This window comes from Endozoicomonas montiporae CL-33, from assembly GCF_001583435.1.
Lineage (GTDB): Bacteria > Pseudomonadota > Gammaproteobacteria > Pseudomonadales > Endozoicomonadaceae > Endozoicomonas_A > Endozoicomonas_A montiporae.
On sequence record NZ_CP013251.1, the window covers coordinates 1,332,174 to 1,355,225 of the forward strand.

The following is a 23,052-nucleotide window of genomic DNA, read 5'->3' on the forward strand; positions in this document are numbered from 1 at the left end:
TCCCTTATAATTAAAGGTAATAACCGTTGGTGAATTCGATAGGTATTAAGAGTATTTTATACATCAACTGTCGTATATATGAAGTGGTTAATAACTGCTCAATGAATGCACCGCTGGCTGTACTTTTTATATAGACGATCAATCTGTCTGATGTGATGGCTTCCTTTCCAGGGTTTGGAAGCACTCACAGAAAACTGAGTACAAGGGCAATGCAGTTGTCACAAAAAGCTGATACTGTCATTCCCCAAGTAGATATAGCTGTTTAAATCAGGAACCTCTCATGCATCCGCTAGCAGGCAAAATTGCTACAGACGAACTACTGGCCAATATTCCACGACTGGTCAGTGACTATTACACCATTAGCCCTGATCCAGCTGATCCAGCCCAGCGTGTGCAGTTTGGTACTTCTGGTCATCGTGGCACATCGTCTCAGGCAACCTTTAATGAAGCCCATATTCTGGCAGTCAGCCAGGCAATTTGTGAATATCGTAAAGATCAGGGTATTACCGGCCCGATGTTTGTTGGTATGGACACCCATGCCCTGTCGGAGCCAGCTCTGATCAGTGCTGTTGAAGTGTTTGCGGCCAACGAAGTGGACGTACGCATCCATGAGGGTCGTGGTTACACACCTACCCCTGTGATTTCCCATGCCATTGTCAGCTTTAACCGCGACAATGACCTGCTGGCCGACGGCGTGGTGATCACCCCATCTCACAACCCGCCGGAAGATGGAGGTTTCAAATACAACCCTCCACACGGTGGCCCTGCCGGTACCGATGTTACAAACTGGGTTCAGGATCGAGCCAATGAGCTGATTGCGCAGGGTCTGAAAGGTGTGAAACGCCTGAACTTTGCCGATGCTCTGGCATCGGACTATGTGACAGAGTACGACTACATCACTCCCTATGTTGATGATCTGGAAAATGTGGTTGATATGGAAGCCATCCGCAAAGCCGGTCTGAAAATTGGCGTTGACCCGTTGGGTGGTTCCGGTCTGTATTTCTGGGAACCGATTGCTGAACGCTATGGCCTGAATATCGAGCTGGTCAGCCGCAAAGTCGATCCGACATTCTCTTTCATGCACGTTGATAAAGACGGCAAAATCCGTATGGATTGCTCCTCTGCCTGCTCCATGGCCGGCCTGATTAACATGAAAGACGACTTTGACATTGCATTTGGTAACGATCCGGACTTTGACCGTCATGGCATTGTGACCAAAACCCATGGTTTGCTGAACCCTAACCACTACCTTGCAGTGGCTATTGATTACCTGTATCGCCATCGTGAAGGTTGGCCGAAGTCTGCCCGAATTGGTAAAACACTGGTATCCAGCAGCATCATTGGGCGCGTTGCCGAAGGTCTGGAGCGCGAAATCTGCGAAGTGCCGGTTGGTTTTAAATGGTTTGTGGATGGCCTGACTTCCGGCGATCTGGCTTTTGGTGGTGAAGAAAGTGCCGGAGCCGCTTTCCTGCGTCGTGATGGTACCACCTGGTGCACTGATAAAGACGGCTTCATTCTGGCACTGCTGGCAGCTGAAATTACTGCAGTGACCGGTAAGAATCCGGGTGAACTGTACGACGAACTGACGGCTAAATACGGTTCGCCGGTTTACGAACGACTGCAGGCACCGGCAGATAATGAACAGAAGAAAGTCCTGTCTGGTATGAGTCCGGACATGGTCAGGGCTGAAACGCTGGCGGGTGACCCGATCACAGCCAAGATCACTCACGCACCAGGCAATGGTGCTGCGATTGGTGGCCTGAAAGTGGAAACTGCCAATGGCTGGTTTGCTGCACGTCCTTCCGGAACTGAAGCGGTGTATAAAATTTACACAGAGAGTTTCAAGGGTAAAGAACACCTGAAGCAGCTTCAGGAAGAAGCTCAGGCTATGGTCTCTGACGTTTTTAACAACGCCTGAATCATTAAGCTTATTGATAGCTGAGTTGTTTTTATACACAACCATAAAAACAACTCATTGTTTATAAAAATCGACCACCGAATACTTGAATGAATTGATGATTTGTTGGTCGATTTCATCAGAAGTTAATAACAAAATAACGATGCAGCCAAACAATTGATTGTTTTTGGCAGTGCTCCCGCTTTTTTTATTCGCGGGGGAAGTGGAGCTTTGTTCGAATTACGACACCTGAGCAATAACAGGTGATCGACAAAGGCGTTAGGGAAAACAGCAAGATTAATGAAGTATTTTTGCTAATAGGGAGTAGAGTTTAGTGTCTTCAATTCTATCTATGATTCTTGCCGGGGGTGAAGGGTCTCGTCTGTCACCACTGACCGGTTATCGTGCCAAGCCTGCGGTACCGTTTGGTGGACAGTATCGAATTATTGATTTTGTACTGAGTAACTTTGTGAACTCGGACCTGCACAAAATCTATGTACTGACCCAGTTCAAATCACACTCGCTGAACAAACATCTTCAGCGTTGCTGGAGAATTGCGGGTTTGTCCGACAAGTTCATTGATACACTGCCTGCCCAGATGTGGACTGGTCAGGACTGGTATCAGGGAACTGCGGACGCTATTTTCCAGAACCTGCATCTGGTTGAATCCCAGGACCCTGATCAGGTTGCGATTTTTGGTGGCGACCATATTTACACTATGGACGTTCGCAAGATGATCAACCTGCACGAAGAATCAGAAGCGGCTCTGACCGTTGCGGCCATTCCTGTTCCAGTGGAAGAAGCCTATCACTTTGGTGTGATCGAGATCGACGAAAGCGGTTGTATGATTGGTTTTGAAGAAAAGCCAAAGGAAAATCCAAAGACGATTCCGGGTAACCCGAACTATGTTCTGGCTTCCATGGGTAACTATATCTTCGAGCGCAAGTGTCTGGAACGTGTTCTTCGTGAAGATCACCTGAATGAAGAATCCAGCCACGACTTCGGCAAAGATATTATTCCAAAGCTGTTTCCGAAAGAAAAAGTAATGGTTTATAACTACGCCGAGAATGAAGTGCCGGGCAGTGACAAAACCGGTTACTGGCGTGATGTGGGTACTCTGGATGCTTACTGGGAGGCGAACATGGACTTGCTGTCTGACAATCCTCCAATTGACCTGCATAACCTGAAGTGGCCGATCAACACCTATGTTCCTCCATTCCCGCCAGCCCTGATTGCCTACAATCGTGAATCCCGTGAAGGCCATATCAATGATTCCATGATTGGCACCGGCTGTATTTTCAACGATGTATTTATGGATCACTCTGTTGTGGGTTACAACGTTGAAATTGGCAAGCAGGCGCGGGTGTCTGATTCTGTGATCCTGCCAAACGTTAAAATTGGTGAGGGCTGTGAAATCCGCAAGGCGATTATCGACAAGCGCGTAGAAATTGCGCCAGGCACCAAGATTGGTGTGAACCTTGAAGAAGATCGCAAACTGTTCAAAGTGACTGAAAGCGGCATTGTTGTCATTCCAAGAGGAACCAAGGTTGGCTTCTAACCTGAACTCTAACCTGAACTCTGGCCTGAACGTTGTTTTCGCGGTGTCCGAATTCGACGGCATTGTCAAAACCGGAGGACTGGCCGATGCGGCTGGCGCTCTGGCACCGGTCATGAAAGCAGCGGGTCACCAGGTTAAGGTGATTATGCCGGCATATCGTGCAGCACTGGCCAAGGTGCCCACCGATTCCATCGCCGGTGGCGGTGTACGGATGAATCATAATGAAACCCTGTGGTTCGGGATTCGTCATGGTCAGTTCCGCGGCACTGACGTGTATTTTATCGAGTACGACGAGTTCTTTGGTCGTGGCGGTATTTACGGGGAAGGTGGTCAGGGGTATCACGATAACAGCCGACGTTTTGCTTTCTTCAGCAAGGCTGTACTGGAAACCTGTCGTATTCTGGGTTTTAAGCCGGATGTTGTTCACTGCCACGATTGGCAGACGGCATTGCTGCCTTATTACCTGCGTATCGATGAATGCGGTAATCCTTTCTTTGCCGATACTAAATCCTTGCTGACGATTCACAATGCTGCCTATCAGCAGAAAACCGATGAATCGCAGATGGAGAGTCTCGGCATTGGCTGGCGCTACTACAATCCGGCCTGCTTTGAAGACTTCGGCATGATCAATATTCTCAAGGGCGGTATTGCCTTTGCGGACAAGATCAACACGGTAAGTCCTCAGTATGCCAGAGAGTTGCTGACGCCTCTGGGTTCCCACGGTTTGATGGAAAGCTTCAAACGCCGCGAAACGGATCTGTCGGGTATTTTGAACGGCTGCGATTACACCCAGTGGAATCCGGAAACCGATGCTCTGATTCCGGCGCATTTCTCCCGTGCCAATCGTTCCGGTAAAGCGGAGTGTAAAGCGGCATTGCAACAGCGCATAGGCTTGCCGGTTGATCACCATAAGCCGGTTTATGGTCTAGTGAGTCGTCTGGCGGAACAGAAAGGTTTTGACTATCTGATTCCGGCGCTCTGGCGTTTTCTGCACAGCGATGTGCAGGTGGTTTTGCTGGGTTCTGGCGAGCCTCATACGGCGGCAGCCCTGGAAGAACTGGCGCATGCATTCCCGGATAAGTGTCGTTTTTATAACGGTTTTGAAAATCAGCTGGCGCACTGGATTGAAGCCGGTTCTGACTTCTTCCTGATGCCTTCGCTGTTTGAACCCTGTGGTCTGAACCAGATTTACAGCCTGAAATACGGCACGCTGCCAATTGTCAGACGTGTTGGTGGTTTGAGCGATACCGTTGCCGGTTTTGGTGAACATCATGAGCAGGGAACAGGCTTTGTATTCAACAGCACAGACCCTAATGAGCTGTTCGATTGCCTGCAGACGTCTTTGCACGTTTATTACCAGCATGACCTGTTCGGCCAGATGCAGGATAACGCCATGAGCAAGAGCTTCACCTGGGAACAGGCAGCTGACGCTTATTGCTCGGTGTATCACTCGCTTCGATAGTATTTATATCTGTTTAACTAAAACATTCTAATTTTGGGGAGTTCGTGCTTCGGACTCCCCAAAAGTCAGTGGAGTGACGAGGATAATTGATCCAATGAATATTGCTGTTCATTCGACCATACCTGCCGCAGAGCAGGAACTGGGGCAAGTGCTTTGTGCTTGCCCTTTCTCTTATCTGGGCTTGCATAAAGCGGTTGATAACAAAGGCCTGATACTGCGCGTATGGCGCCCTGATGCCGATGAGATTTCTGTTATCGAGCAGCCATCCGGTAAAAAACTGGGGGATATGCAGCGTTTTGAATCCGGCTTGTTTGAGCTGCACCTGCCGCGCCGTCGTAAGCCATTCAATTATGAGCTGAGCATTGCCAAAGAAGGTGGTCACACGTTCCGGGTGTTTGATCCGTACCAGTTTGGTGAATACACCCTGCGCGAAGAGCATGTGGATTATGATGCCCTGCATCGTCATCAGGGGGCTCACCTGATCACCCATGCCCTGAATGCTAAACGTCAGGTTAAGGGTGTTCTGTTCCGTGTGTATGCGCCGAACGCGCGTTCTGTCAGTCTGGTGGGTAACTTTAATAACTGGGATGGCCGTTTGCACCCGATGGCAAGTGCTGATGACGGTGTGTGGCGACTGTTTGTTCCGGGTCTGACTCCGGGTGATCTGTACAAGTACGAGATTCATGACAAGTTTGGCAACAAACTGCCATTAAAAGCGGATCCGTTCGGTACCTATTCTGAACAGTGGCCCGGGCTTTCTTCCATTGTCCATGACGACAGCAGATACCAATGGAAAGACAGCCAGTGGATGAAACAGCGCGGCGAACTGTACGACAAGCCAATGTCTGTTTATGAATTGCATGCGGGTTCCTGGCGTCGTAAAGACGGCAATATCATCATGAATTATCGTGAGCTGGCTAAAGAGCTTGTGCCGTATGTCAAGAAAATGGGCTTCACCCACATCGAACTGATGCCGGTGAGTGAGCACCCGCTGTATGAGTCCTGGGGCTACCAGCCTGTTGGCATGTTTGCGGTGACCAGTCGCTATGGCAGCCCCGATGACTTCAAGTTCTTCATTGACCAGTTCCACAAGGCTGGCATTGGTGTCATTCTGGACTGGGTGCCTGCGCACTTCCCGAATGACGACCATGGTCTGGTGCAGTTTGACGGTTCTGCCGTCTATGAACATCCGGACTCGCGCCGTGGCTGGCATCCTGACTGGCAGACCTGCATTTATGATTTTGGTAAGCCGTTTGTTCAGGATTTCCTGATCAGTAGTGCATTGTACTGGCTGGAGGAATACCATATCGATGGTCTGCGGGTCGATGCGGTAGCTTCGATGCTGTATCTGGACTACTCCCGTGAAGACGGAGAGTGGGAGCCCAACCGTAATGGCGGCAACGAAAACCTGGAAGCGATTCACTTCCTGAAGCGTTTCAATAAAACGGTGTATGAACGCTTCCCAACGGCTATGACCATTGCGGAAGAGTCCACCAGTTATCCGGGTGTATCCAAACCATTGTACGACGATGGGTTAGGATTTGGCTTCAAATGGAACATGGGCTGGATGCATGATTCTCTGGAATACATGAAGAAAGAGCCGGTGCACCGCCCGTATCACCATGACCAGATGACCTTCAGTACCGTGTATGCCTGGAGTGAAAACTTTGTTCTGTCACTGTCTCACGATGAGGTAGTGTATGGCAAGGGTACGTTGCTGACCCGGATGCCGGGTGACGACTGGCAGAAGTTTGCCAACCTTCGTACCTACCTGTCGTTTATGTGGACACACCCGGGCAAGAAGCTGTTGTTCATGGGCTGTGAGTTTGGTAGCTGGAATGAATGGAATCATCATCAGTCACTGGACTGGCATCTGGTAGAAGACAAGAACAGCCCGCACTGCGGTGTGCAAAAGCTGGTTCAGACGCTGAACAAATTGTACAAGTCCGAAGCTTCTCTGCACGAAAGGGATCTTTGCTACAAAGGTTTCCAGTGGCTGGTAAACGATGACTATCAACAGAGTGTACTGGCGTATGTCCGCTTCTGTAATGATGGACATCCGATTATTGTGATCAACAACCTCACACCGGTTGTTCGCCACGATTACTGTGTGGGTGTTCCGGCTAAAGGTGAATACAAGTTGCTGTTGAACTCTGATGATCAGGGCTTTGGTGGTAGCGGTGTATCAGCGGGTAACAAATTTGTGACCGAAACCGTTGAACAGCATGGTCAGGAGCAGAGCCTGAAGTTGACACTGCCTCCTCTGTCAACGGTGATGTTGAAGCTTAAATGATAAGCTATTAAATACACCATCAGTGAATCTGATACGTCGGTTTGGGTCAATACGTTTGTCCTGACCGGCGTTTCAAGCATTTTTCCATAATGTACTGGGAACCCAAACAACACTGGATTACACTATCACCGTAGTCTATAAAGCGCCTGTTCACAGATAAGCAGGCTAAAAGGGTTAAAAAAAATAATAACAATATAAATGTACAAGGAAATGGTTGTATGAGCAGTGTCAACCTACATCCCGCCGCCAGCTACGAGCTGGGTGCACGGTTCTATTCTCAATATCCCTTGAACAAAAACCTTTCGGGTGTGCAGTTTGCACTGTCGGCACCGGAAGCGCATAGCGTTGAGCTTTGCCTGTTTGATGATAAAAACAGGGAAGTCAGAATTACCATACCTGACCGGTACCCTTACTTGAGAAACGATGTCTGGCGCCTGTTTGTACCCGGCATAAAACCGGGACAGTTATACGGTTACCGGATTCATGGTGAATGGAACCCTCAGGCCGGACAACGGCATAATCCGGCGAAGCTGCTGATTGATCCTTATGCTCAGAAACTCAGTGGTGAAATGCAGTGGAATGAGACTCTGTTTGATTACACGCTGGGCGAAAATGAAGAGTGGCGTATCAATGATCTGGACAGTGCTGAATTCATGCCCAAATCGGTAGTGGTTGAACATGAGTTTGACTGGGAGAATACACCGGCACCTGCCCACCAGATGGCTAACTCGATTATCTATGAGCTCAATGTCCGTGGATTTACCATGCAGCACCCTCAGGTTCCAGAGAAGCTCAGAGGGACTTATCTGGGGTTGTGTGAGCCCGTTATTATTGATTATCTGAAAAAGCTGGGTGTGACGGCTGTAGAGCTTTTGCCAGTCACCAGCTTTGGTTCGGAGCATCGGCTTGATAACCAGGGGCTGCAAAATTACTGGGGTTATAACCCGTTAGCGTTAATGGCACCTGAAGCTTCGCTGGCAGTGGATGACCCGGTGACTGAATTAAAGACAATGGTCAAGTGCCTGCATCAGGCCGGTATTGAAGTGATTCTTGACGTTGTTTTCAACCATACAACGGAAGGTGGTAATGACGGCCCCTGCCTGAGTTTTCGGGGAATTGATAACGGGGGTTACTATTTACTGAATGAACGGGACCCTGAAATCAGCATTAACCATTCTGGCTGTGGCAATACGTTGAAAGTTGAAAACCCCATGGTCATGAAGCTGGTCACGGATACGCTGAGAATGTGGGTTCAGGAATACCACATAGATGGTTTCCGGTTTGATCTGGCCCCGGGTCTGGGACGTAAAGGCTGGCTCTACGACAGTAACAGCCCATTTTTCCAGACGATTTATCAGGACCCGGTATTAAGCTGTGTGAAATTGATTGCCGAACCCTGGGATCTTGCACCTGATGGCTATCAGCTGGGTAATTTTCCAAGGCCGTGGTCGGAGTGGAATGACCGCTATCGGGACTGTGTTCGATCCTTCTGGCGGGGAGATCAGGGATTGCTGGGACAGATGGCCGAGCGGCTGTGTGGTTCTTCCGATATTTATCGTTGGAAGGGCAGGGCGCCCTCTGCGAGTATCAATTATGTCTGCAGTCATGATGGTTTTACCTTGCATGACCTTGTGTCGTACAGCCATAAACACAATGAAGCTAATGGTGAGCATAATCGCGATGGCGATGAGCATAACTTCTCCTGGAACTGTGGCAGGGAAGGCGAGAGCCGTGATTCAAAGATTATTGCCCTGAGAGAGCGCTATAAGCGCAGCTTACTGGCGACACTTTTTTTGTCCAACGGTGTATCCATGCTGCAGGCAGGTGATGAATTTGGAAATTCGCAGGGGGGGAATAATAATGCTTACTGCCAGAATAACCCCACCGGCTGGCTGGACTGGAGCTGGCTTGATAATAAAACCGATGAACAGCAGAGGAACTACCAGCTGATGCGGTTTGTCCGCCTGCTGATCAGGGCTCGAAAAGAGAACCGTGTACTGACCCGTGATCGTTTTCTTTGTGGAATTGAAGAAGATCCGGAAAATTATGAAGTGTTGTGGCGTTCTATGGACAGTAAGCTGATGCGTTCGGGGGACTGGCAGAATCCCAGAAACCAGTGTTTGTTTATGCACCTGCTGGGGGATCAGTCTGAACCTTGTGAATGTAATTTTCTGGTGTTGTTTAACGCGGGTGTTTGCGAGCAGATCTTTAAGTTACCGGTGGTTGAGGATCTTAAAAAGCGTGAATGCCTGTTAGATACATCTCAGGATCAGGTGTTTTCCGAGCTTCCGGATTTTACCGGGCAAACGACCGTTAAGGTTTTACCCCACAGCGTGATGATTCTGAAAGATGAGTGCATGCCGGATTGTCCGGCGACTCCGGATCTCATTGCACATTATTAGCAGACCCTTGATCCGGGTGCCCGTTCGGTGCCCGGATAGATAAACTATTTTTTTAGCCTCGCGCCTTTGCAGTCGGGGTATTGAGAGCAGACCCAGCAGTCTTCGCCAGCATGAGAGCCTTTGTTGATGGTTTTCAGTACCATGGATGACTGACACTTAGGGCAGTCCGGAGACGAATCGGCGTCTGGCTCTTGCTCTGGTTCCTGGGGCTGAACTTCCGGAAGTTCAAACTCATCGATACCACAGGCTCCCAGAACTTCTTTGCGCAGACTGGGTACATCTCTGTAAGGCTTGATGTCATATTCAAGCAGTGTCAGTCCTGCAGACTGGCAGAGTTTGCGGTATTTCTCATTGCTGGTACTGCTACCGCCCAGTTTTATAACGCAGAGCACATCCATATCGCGGCGATGACAGACGACGAAGTCAAAGCTTTCGTTCTTGAATTTTCTTAATAAAGCTTTGCCACCGCCTTTACCCAGAATCACACTTTTGACAGGCATGGCAGGAAAAATAATCAGGTGGCTGCGAACCGCTATATCGAGTTGTCCGAGAAATGCCCGAAACTCTGGATTGAAAAGGGGCTCTTTACACTCAAGTTGAGTGGGCCTGAACCGGAGCCAGAGAAAAATGATCAGTGCCAGCGCGATTGTACCTATAGCGGCTGGCAACATCAGTGAATGATCCAGAGTCACTGCATTACCTGTACGAACAGTTGAAGATGCGGCTATTGTGACACAGTTGTGACAAGCTGACAGCAAGTCAGGGGCAGATATTGATCAGATCTGATTTGAGAGTATAAGATGCATCTACAGCCAGTCATTTCATTCGAGCTGAAATGATACTGCTGTATGAGTGAGTACACATACATGTTCACTGTAACAACCGGTTTCAAACGACAAGGTTGTTAAAGTAAAGATACAGTATCCGGCTTACACGTGATGGCAAGCCGTATCAGGATACTGCCTGTATGTGATCAATGAGTGTTGCAGTGCCTCAGGCAGGAAGACTTTCTTCCCGGGACGCAGGTGTGTCACCCTGTTTGTCGCCGCTCTGCTCACCACTGTTACCAGGGATAACCTTGGTTGCAATCAGCCCTTTCGGACCCTGGCCAATTTCAAACTGAACACTCTGACCTGCTTTCAAGGTTTTAAAGCCTTCCATCTCAATGACAGAGTAATGTATCAGTACATCCTGATTTTCGGTGGCTTCCTGAGCTTGAATAAACCCATATCCTTTAGGGTTGTTGAACCACTTTACTGTTCCTTCCAGCATAGCTTCCATTTCCTTCTCGGTCGCTTCCATACAGCGCGATGCTTACAACTTTACATTGAACGAACCGCCGGGAAACTGCAACCTTTATTGTTTTATTTTTAGTCACATTGTTTTTCTGTATCATCCATGATGCAGTGCTCATACTACGGTGATGCCTATCCTGACCTGATTATTTTTTGAATAACAGGGTCGAGTCACGATCATTCTCATCGTTTGGATGCGAATGTTGTGCTCCCACAATTAGAAGGTACAGCCGACATTTCCCTATAGAGCATAAGTTATTATAAGACCATCTTGAGAAATGTTAATAGCCCTAAAGCAAACGATTACGGGTGTTTAATTGTATTAATCACACAGTATTGGGTGTTTATTGGTTCCGGTGATGCAAACAGAGTCTGAATTATGACCCTTCACCGGGTGTTTTCAGACCGGTTTCAACCGCTAACTGCCGGTACCAGGACCATTCTACCCAGGAACCGTCGTAGTTTTTGACGTTGGGGTATTTCAGCAACTCAGTCAGAACAAAGTGAGTATGCGCAGAACGAACGCCGGACTGACAATAAACGATAATTTCTTTCTCCGGAGTAATGCCATGGTCTGAAAACAGTTGTTGCAGTTCGTTGACAGCCACAAAACCACTGGCGTTAATACTGTTGCTGTATTCCAGCCAGACACTGTCGGGTATGCGCCCTTTACCAAAGGCACCCTGAAGGCGGGTGATGCCATTAAACTCGTCAGCACTTCGTACATCCAGCAGAACGGTGTTTTGTTGGGGCAGTTGCCTGATTTGTTTCAGCTCGGCGAGGTATTCCGGATGTCTGGTGCCTTTAAATTCAAACTGTGCTTTAGAAGGCATGAAAGCCGGTTTAATGCTGGTGGAAAAACGAGCCTGCTTCCAGGCCCTGAGCCCTCCATTCAGCAGGTATACCTGATCATGGCCGTACAGTTTCAGAATCCACCAGACTCTGGCTGCATCCAGACCGTTGCTGTCGTCATACAATACAATTTTGCTGGAGGAAGTGGCTCCCAGTTTACCCAGCAAAGACGCCATTTTCTGCTGACTGGCGCGCATACCTTTATAGGGGTACTCGGAAGCATCGGCTTCATAATCCGGTCGCCAGATATTCCGTGCGCCGGGTATGTGGCCAAGAAAGTAAAACAGGCTCTTGCGAACATCCAGTACCAGCACATCCTGATCAGACTGCAACCATTGGTTTAGTTCGGCAGCCGATATAAGGGTGCCCATCCCGGCTACAACCGGCGGAGCGAACAGGCTGCTGACGAGGAGACCCGAAAGAATAAGCCGGTTTACACAGTGGTTCAGGAGTCCATCGAACCTGGCTGTGGCAGAGGAAACTGAGCCATAAAGCGTTTGTCGATCCGGTTTTTCCAGAGCCATAGCAGACTCCCCTTTGCTCTGAAGACACCTTTAGAGGCGATAGCGCGACCATCCGCACAGCTTAGCAGAGATAAAAATTGTTGCTGGGGCTGGTAAGGTTTGAGGGAAGAGCCTGAAAGTACAGCAGTAAGGTTGTGATGCAGAACGGGTGCCTGACGGACGGCATAGACGCCGCACTTTGCCAGAGATGTTTCTGTAAAAGCAGCAATATCACCGCAGGCAAACACATTGCTGTGGCTGCAGGACTGTAAAAAGGCGTTCACGCGAACAAAACCTGCCTGATCAATGCTCAATCCACTCTGCCCCGGCCAGCTGGCCGGTTTGGCGGGTGTGGCAAGAATGACCTGATCATAAGTCAGCTGTTGTCCATTTTGTCCTGTAATGCAATGGTCCAGCACGGACAATACCCTGAAGTCGGAATGCACCTGAATGCCTTTTTGAATGAGTTCTTTGCTCACCAGTCGTCTGACCCCCGGAGAATGCCCGGCAACCACACCGTTTGCAGTAAGAATGTGAAGGGTTAGCACAGGACAGGCGCTGAAGCGTGCTTTGAGAGCCATGGCGACCTCAACACCCGCTGCACCTCCACCCACGATGACCATATTGAAAGGCCTTGATTGCTGTTCGTATCGCTTTAACCGCTCTGGAAGTGTTGAAGACAACCATGGAAGAAAGCGATTAACCGGTTTTATGCTGACGCAGTCTGGTCCTTCTATCACTCTGTTCTGGGTAGAACCTGTATTGATCGAGAGCGTATCGTACTGAATAACCTGCCCTGTACGGGTGATGATTTCGCTGCGGTCTGCTGTTAATCCGGTTATGTCGTCTTCAATAAATTCACAACCGCAACGTTCCGCCAGTACCTTCAGGTCGATATGAGCCTCTTCGGGCTGATAGGCACCGGATATTACACCCGGAAGCATTCCGGAGTAGGGGGTGTAGCGAGTGCTTGACAGCAATACAAGGTGACAGGGCAGAGGGCGTTTCTGCAATGCGCTCAGCAGCAAGGCATGAGTATGCCCTCCGCCTGCCAGCACGATCGTGTGTTTTTTCATTGCCTGAGAATGTCCCCTGCGAAGCATGGTTTATTTTTCCATAGTCTAAACTGTCTACTCCGTTCTGTAAGAGACATTCTTCAAGAGGTAATCTGCTTGGAATCAGGAAAGTTGTCGTTACTGCCACTGACCATGCTGGTGACCGGCAATATGATGGGGGCAGGTATCTTTTTATTGCCTTCTTCACTGGCCGGATACGGGTCCATTGCGCTACTGGGCTGGATCGTCACCGTGGTGGGGGCGGTGATGTTGTCGCTGGTGTTTGTACGGCTCGATGCGGTGTGTCAGGGAGGTAGCGGACTGTATGCCTTTACCCGTGAAGGTCTGGGACGATATGTGGGTTCTCAGGTTGTCTATGGCTATTGGGTAGCCATCTGGATCGGAAATACCGCCGTGGCTATTTCCGGTGTGGGCTATCTGAGCTATTTCTTCCCGGCACTGACCGATCAGTGGACCGCTACGTTATCGGCCGTTGGAGTGATCTGGGTACTGAGTTGTTTGAATATGCGCAATATCCGCATGATCGGTAACTTTCAGATGGTCACGGCTTCCTGCATGATGATTCCAGTGTTGATTGTCGGCGTTCTCGGCTGGTTTAGTTTTGATAAACACCTGCTGGTGGACTCTTTCAATGTCACCGGTCAGCCTGTGCGCAATGTGATTTCGGATTCTCTGACCATTACATTATGGTCCTTCATTGGTTTGGAGTCTGCCTGCAATCTGGCCGGTCATGCCCGCAACCCGAAACGGGATGTCCCCTTTGCCACGTTCTTTGGTACCACACTGGCAGCCATATTATATATTCTCAGTACCACGGCCATGATGGGCGTTGTTCCGAACGACGTTTTGCAGTCTTCAGCAGCACCGTTTTCTGTAGCAGCTCGTTACATACTCGGTGACTGGGCTGGCGAGCTGGTCAGTGCGATGGCCATCGTCGCCTGTTTTGGCAGTCTGAATGGATGGATTCTGATGCACGGTCAGGTGGCAAGGGCTGCCTGTGCCGATGGGTTGTTACCCAAAGTATTTGGAAAACTGAACCGGCACGGTTCTCCCAGCTACGGTTTATTGATCACTGCGATTTTAATGTCCATTCTCTTGCTGCTGACGGTTGAACCGACGGTTCAGAAGCACTTTGAATTTATCATTCTGATTGCTGTTTACATCATGCTGCTGGCTTACTGTTGTGCCTGCATTGCCTGTATCAATATTCAGAGACGGGCAACCCATGTTGAACAGTCAGTGTGGTGGAATCTGGTGATTGTTATTGCTCTGGGTTACTGCCTCTGGAGCCTGTCAGGAGCAGGTTATCGTATTCTGCTGGACGGAACGTTACTGATCGGTTGCGGTAGTCTGATTTATTGGCAGCTGGAAAGAAAATCGGCAGCTCGTGTTCCGGGCTGATGGATTGGGCTGAATTGGGGCGTATCAATCCACCGTAACAAGGAAAAGGCCGGAATACAGAGTATTCCGGCCAGCACTAGCAGCAATAATAATTCAAGGCTCTTATCGGATTCCAGACTGCTGAGCTACACTTCATCAAAATCTTGCGAATGGCTGATCACGCAGTGAATATTTGTAAAATTTCAGAACTCATCAGCAATGTAACTTGCTTTGAAATGATCCGTGAAAACCGCTGGCCTGACGGGGTGGTTCATTGCCCCCATTGTGATTCAGGCCATGTAAAAAAGAACGGGCATGACACGGTACAAACTGAATGCCAACACTATCAATGCAAACATTGTGACCGCTACTTTGATGACCTGACTAATACTGTCTTTGCTGGGCATCATCAGCCTCTTAAGGTGTGGGTTTCCTGTCTGTACCTGATGGGACTCAATGTTTCCAACAGCCAGATTTCTAAAGAACTTGACCTTTCACTGAGTGATGTACATGAAATGACAACCTTGTTGCGAACCTCTGTCGTTAAACGCAAGCCTGACATTACTCTTGAGGGAGAGGTAGAGTTCGACGAGGTGTACATCGTCGCAGGTCACAAAGGACATCCTGAAGCTTTAAAAAAATCTATCGCGCCCTCCCCGAAAAAGAAGATTAAAAGGAGCTCCGGGCAGAGGAACTCTCGAAAAAGACAAGCCTCCCGTTCTGGGAATGATTCAGCGAGGAGGTCAGGTCATTATCAACATGCTGGATAATGTTCGAAAAGCCACCATAAAGCCTTTCATTACGAAGCATGTAGCCAAGGGAACCCAAACTTACACTGATGAATACAGCATTTACAACTCCCTTGAAGAGTGGGGTTACAAGCATAAATCTGTCTGTCATGGTAAAAGCGAGTACGCCCGGGATGATGACAAGGATGGTATTTATGAAGTACACGTAAACACCATGGAAGGCTTCTGGTCATTGCTCCGTTCATGGCTCAGACCTCACAGGGGGATTTCTCAGGAAAGCTTACCTTTGTACCTCGGCTTCTTTGAGTTCGTTCATAACGCCGGAATCCGGGGTAAAGGGTTACTTCAACCATTAATCAGCTTGCTGGTTACGTAGCAGTCTGGAATCCGATAAGAGCCTAATTCAATAATAATGTGTTGATTGCTATACGCCCTCCTCCTCTGGATAGAGTTCTTCTGACGGGAGCTCATAATGGTTAATGACTTTATCCTGCTGATCAACAGACTCCATTCTGACGTCAAAACCCCAGAGTCTGCGCAGGTGTTTGATGATTTCCAGCGCGCTGTTATCTTCCACTGGTCGTCCCTGATGCATGTAATGTCTCAGGGTCAGTGAACGATCGCCTCTTACGTCGGCGCTGTAGACCTGTATATTGGGTTCCCGGTTGCCAAGGTTATACTGGGCTGCGAGTGATTCGCGCAGATTGCGATAGCCGGTTTCATCGTGAATGGCGCTGACTTCCAGATACGCTTCACGATCATCGTCGTTAATACAGAACAGACGCAGGTCGCGCATCACCTTTGGTGAAAGGTACTGAAGAATAAAGCTTTCGTCCTTGAAGTTACGCATGGCAAAGTGAACGGCGTCCAGCCAGTCCGAACCGGCCAGGTCGGGGAACCAGTAGCGGTCTTCTTCCGTTGGATGCTCGCACATACGACGGATATCCTGGAAGATGGCAAAGCCCAGAGCATAAGGGTTGATGCCGCTATAGCGCTGATCATCAAAGGCAGGCTGGAAAACCACATTGGAATGGGAGTGCAGGAACTCCATAATAAAGCCTTCGGTGATCAGGCCTTCATTATACATTTCGTGCATCAGGTGATAGTGCCAGAAGGTTGCCCAGCCTTCATTCATGACCTGAGTCTGCCGCTGAGGATAGAAATACTGGGCAACCTTGCGAACAATGCGGATAATTTCACGCTGCCAGGTTTCCAGCAATGGCGCATTCTTTTCAATAAAGTACAGAATGTTCTCTTCCGGATGCTGTGGGAAACGGAACTCTTTCGCCTGCTGTTCTGTTTCTTTGACAGGAATCGTACGCCACAGATCATTCAGGTTACGTTGAATGTACTCCTCGCGTTCTTTGGCCAGCTGCTTTTCCTGTTCAGGTGAAATAGGGCGAGGTCGTTCATATCGGTTTACTCCCTGGTTCATCAAGGCATGACAGGCGTCCAGCACTTCTTCAACCGCATCCATACCGTGTTTTTCTTCGCACTGTGCGATGTAGTTTTTGGCAAACAGCAGATAATCAATAATCGAGTCGGCATCGGTCCATTGGCGGAACAGATAGTTACCTTTGAAGAATGAGTTGTGGCCGTAGCTGGCATGGGCAATCACCAATGCCTGCATGGGCATGGTGTTCTCTTCCATCAGATAGGCGATACAGGGATTGGAGTTGATAACGATTTCATAAGCCAGCCCCATCTGCCCGCGCTGATAGCTTTGCTGATTACTGAGAAACTGTTTGCCAAAACTCCAGTGGTTGTACATCAGCGGCATACCCACCGACGCATACGCATCAATCATCTGTTCGGAACTGATGACTTCAATCTGGTTTGGATAGGTATCCAGCCGGAATTTATCGGCCAGTCGGGCAAACTCGCGGTCGTATTGTTCCAGCAGCTCAAAAGTCCACTCGGAACCGGTGGAGATAAAATTCTGTTTAACCGGCTTGGGTTGAGTTAACTCCCGTTCGAGGGTTTCATTATCAGGCATTCTCAGCCTCCTTTTTCTCGAAGAGCTTACGGAATATTGGATAAATATCGCCGTGTCCGCGGATTTGCTGCATGGCAAAATGCCCCGGATTCTCTTTTTCAATCATCTTGTATTCATGCCAGAGGTTCTGGTGATGACGGTCGGTGATTTCCACGTAGGAGTAATACTGGGTTTTGGGTAGCAGTTTCTCTTCAATAAGCTTGCGGCATTTGCTGGAATCGGCTTCCCAGTTGTCGCCATCGGACGCCTGGGCAATGTAAATGTTCCATTCACTGGGCGAATAGCGATCCTGCAAAATTTCGTCGGTCAGACGCAGGGCAGACGACACCACCGTACCGCCGGTTTCCCGGGCATAGAAAAAGTCGTGTTCATTGCATTCGCGGGCTTCGGAATGGTGACGAATAAAGACCACTTCAATCTTTTCGTAGTTTCTTTCCAGAAACATGTAGAGCAACAGGAAAAAGCGTTTGGCGATGTCCTTAATTTCCCGGGTCATGGAACCGGAGACGTCCATTACACAGAACATCACAGCTTTGCTGGACGGCTGTGGGACTTTGGTCATGTTGTTGTATTTCAGGTCAAAGTCATCAATAAACGGCAGTCGTTTAAGTTTGGCATTTAGCTCGGTGATACGTTGCCTGATTTCTTTAGCCCGGAACTGATCCGTGTCGGAAGGACTGACTTCCATTTCCCGCAGTTCACGCTTCAACTGACGTATTTCCCTGCGCTCGCTGCCTGACAGGGCAATGCGGCGTGCATGGGCTGCCCTCAAGGAACGGACAACGTTCAAGCGGTCGGGAGAACCTGCAGAGGTAAAGCCTGCCCGTTTGAGTTTGTATTCGGTGATGTCCTTCAGTTCTTTACGAACAAGATTAGGCAGTGCGAGGTCTTCAAACAGGTACTCCAGAAACTCGTCGCGATTGATCTGGAAGACAAATTCATCCGTGCCTGATCCGCTGTCGCTGGCTTCACCGTCTCCGGAACCTCGACCACCGCCGCCTTCCGGACGCTGGAAGCGATCGCCGGTGTTGAATTCTTTGTTACCGGGGTGAACCTGTTCATGCTGGCCGCCCTGACCATGATGAAACACGGGTTCGCTCAGGTCTTTTCTGGGAATGCTGATGTCGCTGCCACTTTGGACATCGGTGATTGAGCGTTGGTCAACGGCGTCTTGCACCGCTTCTTTGACCAGATTTCTGTAGCGCCTGAGGAAGCGCTGGCGATTGACCGTACTCTTCTTTTTCGCGTTGAGGCGCCGGTCGATGATGATGCTCATAGACGCTCTCCTTAGGTACTTTATTATGTTACTCCCCTTCTGACAGGTCAGAGAGAGAGTTTGTTGTTATCGTGCGTACTGCAAGGGGAACCTGCGTCTTCAAAAGAAGACACAGGTCGTTTTTATGAAATCTCAATACCCGTTCATGACTGTCTATAACAGACTCATGGCTGCTTACTGAGACTTACGCACTCGAATGTACCATTCGGACAGCAGGCGTACTTGCTTCTCGGTGTATCCGTAATCGACCATCCGGCTCACGAAGTCGGCGTGTTTACGCTGATCGTCCTGGGAGCCTTTGGCATTAAAGGAAATGACCGGCAGCAAATCTTCAGTGTTAGAGAACATCTTCTTCTCAATCACTGTACGCATCTTTTCATAACTTAACCAGCTTGGGTTCTTGCCATCGTGATTGGCTCGTGCACGAAGCACAAAGTTAACGACTTCGTTACGGAAGTCTTTCGGATTGGCAATACCGGCAGGCTTTTCAATTTTCTCCAGTTCGTCGTTCAATGAAGCGCGATCCAGAATATGACCAGTATCCGGGTCACGGAATTCCTGATCCTGAATCCAGAAGTCGGCATAGGTAATGTACCGGTCAAAAATGTTCTGACCGTATTCGGAGTAAGACTCCAGATAAGCTGTCTGAATTTCCTTGCCGAGGAACTCTACATACTTCGGTGTGAGATACTCCTTGATATAACGCATGTAGCGGTCTTGTACTTCTTCTGTGTATTGCTGCTGTTCAATCTGTTGCTCCAGGACATACAGCAGATGTACGGGGTTAGCGGCGACTTCGGTGGAGTCAAAGTTAAACACCTTGGAGAGAATCTTAAAGGCGAAACGTGTAGATAGACCTTCCATTCCTTCATCGACACCGGCCGCATCTTTATACTCCTGCAATGGCTTGGCGTTAGGGTCTGTGTCCTTCAGATTCTCACCGTCGTAGACACGCATCTTGGAATAAATGGATGAATTTTCCGGTTCCTTGATACGCGACAGTGTGGTGAACTGAGCCAGCATTTTCAGAGTATCGGGTGCGCAGGGCGCGTCTTTCAGTGAGCTGTGTTCCAGCAGTTTGTCGTATATACGAATTTCTTCACTGACACGTGTGCAGTAAGGCACCTTGACGATGTTGACACGGTCAATAAAGGCTTCATTGGTCTTGTTGTTACGGAAGGACTGCCATTCGGATTCATTGGAGTGGGCAAGAATGATGCCTTCGTATGGAATGGCGCCCATACCTTCGGTGCTGTTGTAATTACCTTCCTGGGTAGCAGTCAGCAGTGGGTGGAGCACTTTGACCGGAGCCTTGAACATCTCCACAAACTCCATGATGCCTTGGTTGGCATTACACAGTGCACCGGAGAAGCTATAAGCATCCGGATCGTCCTGGGAGTATTCTTCCAGCTGACGAATATCGACCTTACCGACCAGACTGGAAATATCCTGGTTGTTTTCATCGCCGGGCTCGGTTTTGGCCACAGCGATCTGGTTCAGACGACTGGGGTAGAGTTTTACGACACGGAATTTGGAAATATCACCACCGTACTCATGGAGTCGTTTAACGGCCCATGGGGACATGATGTATTTCAGGTAACGACCGGGAATACCGTATTCTTCGGTCAGAATCTTGCCGTCTTCATCCGGATTGAACAGCCCCAGAGGGGATTCAAACACCGGGGAACCTTTGATGGCGTAAAACGGCACATGCTCAATCAGTTGCTTGAGCTTTTCTGCCAGTGAAGATTTACCGCCACCAACGGGGCCCAGCAAGTAGAGAATCTGTTTCTTCTCTTCCAGCCCCTGGGCAGCGTGTTTAAAGTAGGAAACGATCTGCTCTATGGCTTCTTCCATGCCATAGAATTCCTGGAACGTAGGATAGCGTTTAATGAGTTTGTTGGAAAAGATCCGGCTGAGTCTCGGGTCACGGGCAGTGTCGATGACCTCTGGCTCTCCGATGGCATTAAGCATTCGCTCGGCAGCATTGGCGTAGGCTCCGGGGTCTACCTTACAGAGGTCGAGATATTCCTGGAGGCTCATCTCTTCCTGTTGAGTAGATTCGAACCTTTGCTGGTAGTGCTTGAATATAGACATTTTTTATTGGCTCCCCCGCCTGGCCTCTAGCGAGCCTTTCGGCGTACTACTTATAGTTATTTGTGCTAGTTATTTTTTTTAATCATCAGGGCGCATTTGTTATCTCAGGAACCTGACGACAGTGGGTACGTATCAGGTCTCTGTATCTCACTTTATAGAGGCTGTAGGTACAAATGTCTATAGATTTTATGGAGTGAAATCAGATGGTTTGCTGCGGATCAAGGTGAAGAAAACAGGCTGAATACGTTTTCAGCCACTGTTTTAATTGCCTTTTATTTTTGGACTTCTTTTTTCAGTTTGAACCGGTCGTAATGCCATATCCATAACTCGGGGTTGTCCCTGATAACAGCTTCCATTTTGTGTATCAGCTGCTGGAGATTATATTGAACACTGTCATTTCGGGTGTCTTTGTGTACCGGCTCATAACGCTCGAACCAGAGTTGCCATTCGCCATCGTCAGACAGGGTGCAGTAATGAAAAAGGATGGGTGACTTGTTCAGCAGGGCAGTGTAGATACCACTCGCAGGCGCCGATGTTTCCTGACCGAAAAAGGTCACAGGCATTTCTTTAGAGCGCATGTCGCTGTAGAGAAACACAGCAGTTTTCTTTTTAACAGCCTGCAATACAGCGGTAGGGTTGCCACGCTGGATGAACTGAACACCAGCTCGCTGCAGGGCAAAGCGACCGAACCTGTTGAGCCATGGACTCTGTTTGCCTGCACCTATCACCGTTTTGGTGTCTATACCTGCCTGAGTAAGCGCCATAGTGCCCAGATCAGGTGCGCCGGTATGGAGTGAAATGATAATAATGCCCCGGTTCTCGGCATTGGCCTCCTGAACCGTCGCCAGATTATGTAGCCGATAGGGGATATGTTTTAAGCGCGGAAGTGCCAGCGCATAATTCACGCTGTGCCATGCGGCTGCGCGGGCGATCTGGTCTCGACGGCAGGGATTGATATCGGGTAGTGCCCGTTGGATGGCGGCCCTTGCAATATGCCCTTTGCTCCGATCCAGCAGTCGGGCACCGAATTGGCAAAAACCACCCCAGAAGGCATCTGGCAGGTATGAAAGTGCCGTAATCGTTCGCTCTGCTGTGACTTCCTTCCAGCTTGTAAACATATATTTATATTAATTAGTACTTATTGCACAGACTAAAAAGTGTAAGATATTCTGACCAGAAGTCATAATTCGATCGATAAAAAATGGCTGAAAAAATCGGTTCCGGTGTCACCAGAGTGGTTATAAAAGCCGGAATCTAGCCGATAATAGACTGATTAATTTAAATTTTTTGAACTTTCCGGCTTATCTTGAGTTCTCCACTGTGTCCGTAGCGGGTTAACGGTTTCAGGTTTCAGGTACTTTGGTAAAGGACTCTTCAGGACTTTTTCACTGCTGTTGTGGATAGGCCAGTCAGGATGGTTGCATGATATTTCTGTCTTATTTGATATTGGGAGCACTGGCAGGCACGCTGGCAGGACTGTTTGGTATTGGTGGCGGCCTTATCATTGTACCCGTGTTGGTTTACAGCTTTGAAATTCAGGGGCTTTCACCGGATATTCTGACTCACCTCGCAGTGGGTACCTCTCTGGCTACTATCGTTGTCACATCGCTTAGTTCCATCCGTGCCCATCATGCCAAAGGGGCTGTGCGATGGTCGATTTTTGTTCTGATGTCGGCCGGAGTCTTGTTCGGTGCATGGTTCGGCGTTTACACCGCTATCCACATGACAGGGGAAGTGCTGCAAAAAGCGATTGGTGTTTTTGCCATCCTGATTGCAATGAAAATGTGGATAGGTTTCAAAGCCAGAGACAGTAGCCTTATTCCATCCCGACCCACTTTTGTCAGTGCGGGTATTTTTATTGGCTGGGCTTCCAGTATTTTCGGGATTGGTGGTGGCACGTTGTCGGTACCCTTTTTGCGCCGAAGCAATCTGGAGATGCATAATGCGGTGGGCACTTCAGCCGCCTGTGGATTGCCTATTGCCCTGATGGGCGCACTGGCGAATATGTATATGGGGCAGGGCAATGACCTGTTGCCTGCGATGACAACCGGTTATGTTTACTGGCCGGCGTTTCTTGGTATTGTGCTGACCAGCATGCTATTTGCCCGTTTCGGTGCTCAGCTGGCGCATCATTTATCCACCGATGTACTGCAGAAGCTGTTTGCCGTTTTTCTGCTGCTGGTGGGTGCCGAGTTTCTTATTCCTTAACCTTCAAA

The 23,052-nt window shown here is 49.0% G+C and carries 16 protein-coding genes and 1 pseudogene; 9 read left to right on the forward strand and 8 right to left on the reverse strand.

Annotation, left to right across the window (positions count from 1 at the left end):
* Positions 1-280 precede the first annotated feature (280 nt).
* The 5 genes from pgm to glgX all read left to right on the forward strand — a co-directional run bounded on the left by pgm (position 281) and on the right by glgX (position 9,612).
* On the forward strand, positions 281-1,918 hold the full coding sequence (pgm, locus tag EZMO1_RS05785; protein WP_034874811.1) for a phosphoglucomutase (alpha-D-glucose-1,6-bisphosphate-dependent): 1,638 nt from the start codon (positions 281-283) through the stop codon (positions 1,916-1,918).
* Between the two features lie 313 nt (positions 1,919-2,231).
* Positions 2,232-3,455: a glucose-1-phosphate adenylyltransferase gene (gene glgC / locus EZMO1_RS05790; RefSeq protein WP_034874809.1), complete on the forward strand. Its 1,224-nt coding sequence runs from the start codon at positions 2,232-2,234 to the stop codon at positions 3,453-3,455.
* Positions 3,421-4,917, forward strand: coding sequence for a glycogen synthase GlgA (gene glgA, locus EZMO1_RS05795; protein ID WP_222842198.1), 1,497 nt, complete (start codon positions 3,421-3,423; stop codon positions 4,915-4,917). The genes glgC and glgA overlap by 35 nt, the downstream gene beginning before the upstream one ends.
* 94 nt (positions 4,918-5,011) lie before the next feature.
* The gene (gene glgB, locus EZMO1_RS05800) at positions 5,012-7,210 is read left to right on the forward strand and encodes a 1,4-alpha-glucan branching protein GlgB (protein WP_051789784.1); all 2,199 of its coding nucleotides are present in this window, start codon (positions 5,012-5,014) and stop codon (positions 7,208-7,210) included.
* Between the two features lie 218 nt (positions 7,211-7,428).
* Complete coding sequence (glgX, locus tag EZMO1_RS05805; RefSeq protein WP_051789782.1) at positions 7,429-9,612, forward strand: glycogen debranching protein GlgX; 2,184 nt, start codon at positions 7,429-7,431, stop codon at positions 9,610-9,612.
* Between the two features lie 44 nt (positions 9,613-9,656).
* Here glgX and EZMO1_RS05810 read toward each other — a convergent pair whose 3' ends face one another.
* The 4 genes from EZMO1_RS05810 to EZMO1_RS05825 form a co-directional block, all read right to left on the reverse strand.
* Positions 9,657-10,304 (reverse strand): DUF2726 domain-containing protein, encoded by a 648-nt coding sequence (locus tag EZMO1_RS05810; RefSeq protein WP_034874806.1) that lies wholly within the window; start codon positions 10,302-10,304, stop codon positions 9,657-9,659.
* Between the two features lie 301 nt (positions 10,305-10,605).
* Positions 10,606-10,914 carry a cold shock domain-containing protein gene (locus tag EZMO1_RS27750; protein WP_275934929.1) on the reverse strand — a complete coding sequence of 103 codons (309 nt, stop codon included), beginning with the start codon at positions 10,912-10,914 and terminating at the stop codon, positions 10,606-10,608.
* A gap of 370 nt (positions 10,915-11,284) precedes the next feature.
* A complete protein-coding gene (locus EZMO1_RS05820) occupies positions 11,285-12,283 on the reverse strand; it encodes a sulfurtransferase (RefSeq protein ID WP_082211910.1) in 999 nt (332 codons plus the stop codon).
* Positions 12,205-13,338 (reverse strand): FAD-dependent oxidoreductase, encoded by a 1,134-nt coding sequence (locus EZMO1_RS05825; RefSeq protein WP_034875601.1) that lies wholly within the window; start codon positions 13,336-13,338, stop codon positions 12,205-12,207. Before EZMO1_RS05825 ends, EZMO1_RS05820 begins: the two co-directional genes overlap by 79 nt.
* 96 nt (positions 13,339-13,434) lie before the next feature.
* Here EZMO1_RS05825 and EZMO1_RS05830 point away from each other — a divergent pair, with 96 nt between their 5' ends.
* The 3 genes and pseudogenes from EZMO1_RS05830 to EZMO1_RS27240 all read left to right on the forward strand — a co-directional run.
* Positions 13,435-14,739 carry an amino acid permease gene (locus EZMO1_RS05830; RefSeq protein ID WP_160174039.1) on the forward strand — a complete coding sequence of 435 codons (1,305 nt, stop codon included), beginning with the start codon at positions 13,435-13,437 and terminating at the stop codon, positions 14,737-14,739.
* Positions 14,740-14,954: 215 nt separating this feature from the next.
* Complete coding sequence (locus tag EZMO1_RS27235; protein ID WP_236632012.1) at positions 14,955-15,488, forward strand: IS1/IS1595 family N-terminal zinc-binding domain-containing protein; 534 nt, start codon at positions 14,955-14,957, stop codon at positions 15,486-15,488.
* A pseudogene (locus EZMO1_RS27240) lies at positions 15,427-15,843 on the forward strand (IS1595 family transposase); the annotation flags it as partial. The gene EZMO1_RS27235 and the pseudogene EZMO1_RS27240, both read left to right, overlap by 62 nt.
* 48 nt (positions 15,844-15,891) lie before the next feature.
* On the opposite strand, the gene EZMO1_RS05845 reads toward EZMO1_RS27240, so the two are convergent.
* The 4 genes from EZMO1_RS05845 to EZMO1_RS05860 all read right to left on the reverse strand — a co-directional run bounded on the left by EZMO1_RS05845 (position 15,892) and on the right by EZMO1_RS05860 (position 21,954).
* A complete protein-coding gene (locus EZMO1_RS05845) occupies positions 15,892-17,463 on the reverse strand; it encodes a SpoVR family protein (RefSeq protein WP_051789776.1) in 1,572 nt (523 codons plus the stop codon).
* Positions 17,456-18,739: a YeaH/YhbH family protein gene (locus EZMO1_RS05850; RefSeq protein WP_034874805.1), complete on the reverse strand. Its 1,284-nt coding sequence runs from the start codon at positions 18,737-18,739 to the stop codon at positions 17,456-17,458. The genes EZMO1_RS05845 and EZMO1_RS05850 overlap by 8 nt, the downstream gene beginning before the upstream one ends.
* 174 nt (positions 18,740-18,913) lie before the next feature.
* Complete coding sequence (locus tag EZMO1_RS05855) at positions 18,914-20,836, reverse strand: PrkA family serine protein kinase (RefSeq protein WP_034874803.1); 1,923 nt, start codon at positions 20,834-20,836, stop codon at positions 18,914-18,916.
* 272 nt (positions 20,837-21,108) lie between these two features.
* Positions 21,109-21,954, reverse strand: coding sequence for a lysophospholipid acyltransferase family protein (locus tag EZMO1_RS05860; RefSeq protein WP_034874801.1), 846 nt, complete (start codon positions 21,952-21,954; stop codon positions 21,109-21,111).
* A gap of 304 nt (positions 21,955-22,258) precedes the next feature.
* Between EZMO1_RS05860 and EZMO1_RS05865 the strand changes: the two genes are divergently transcribed.
* On the forward strand, positions 22,259-23,044 hold the full coding sequence (locus tag EZMO1_RS05865; RefSeq protein ID WP_034874799.1) for a sulfite exporter TauE/SafE family protein: 786 nt from the start codon (positions 22,259-22,261) through the stop codon (positions 23,042-23,044).
* Positions 23,045-23,052 lie beyond the last annotated feature (8 nt).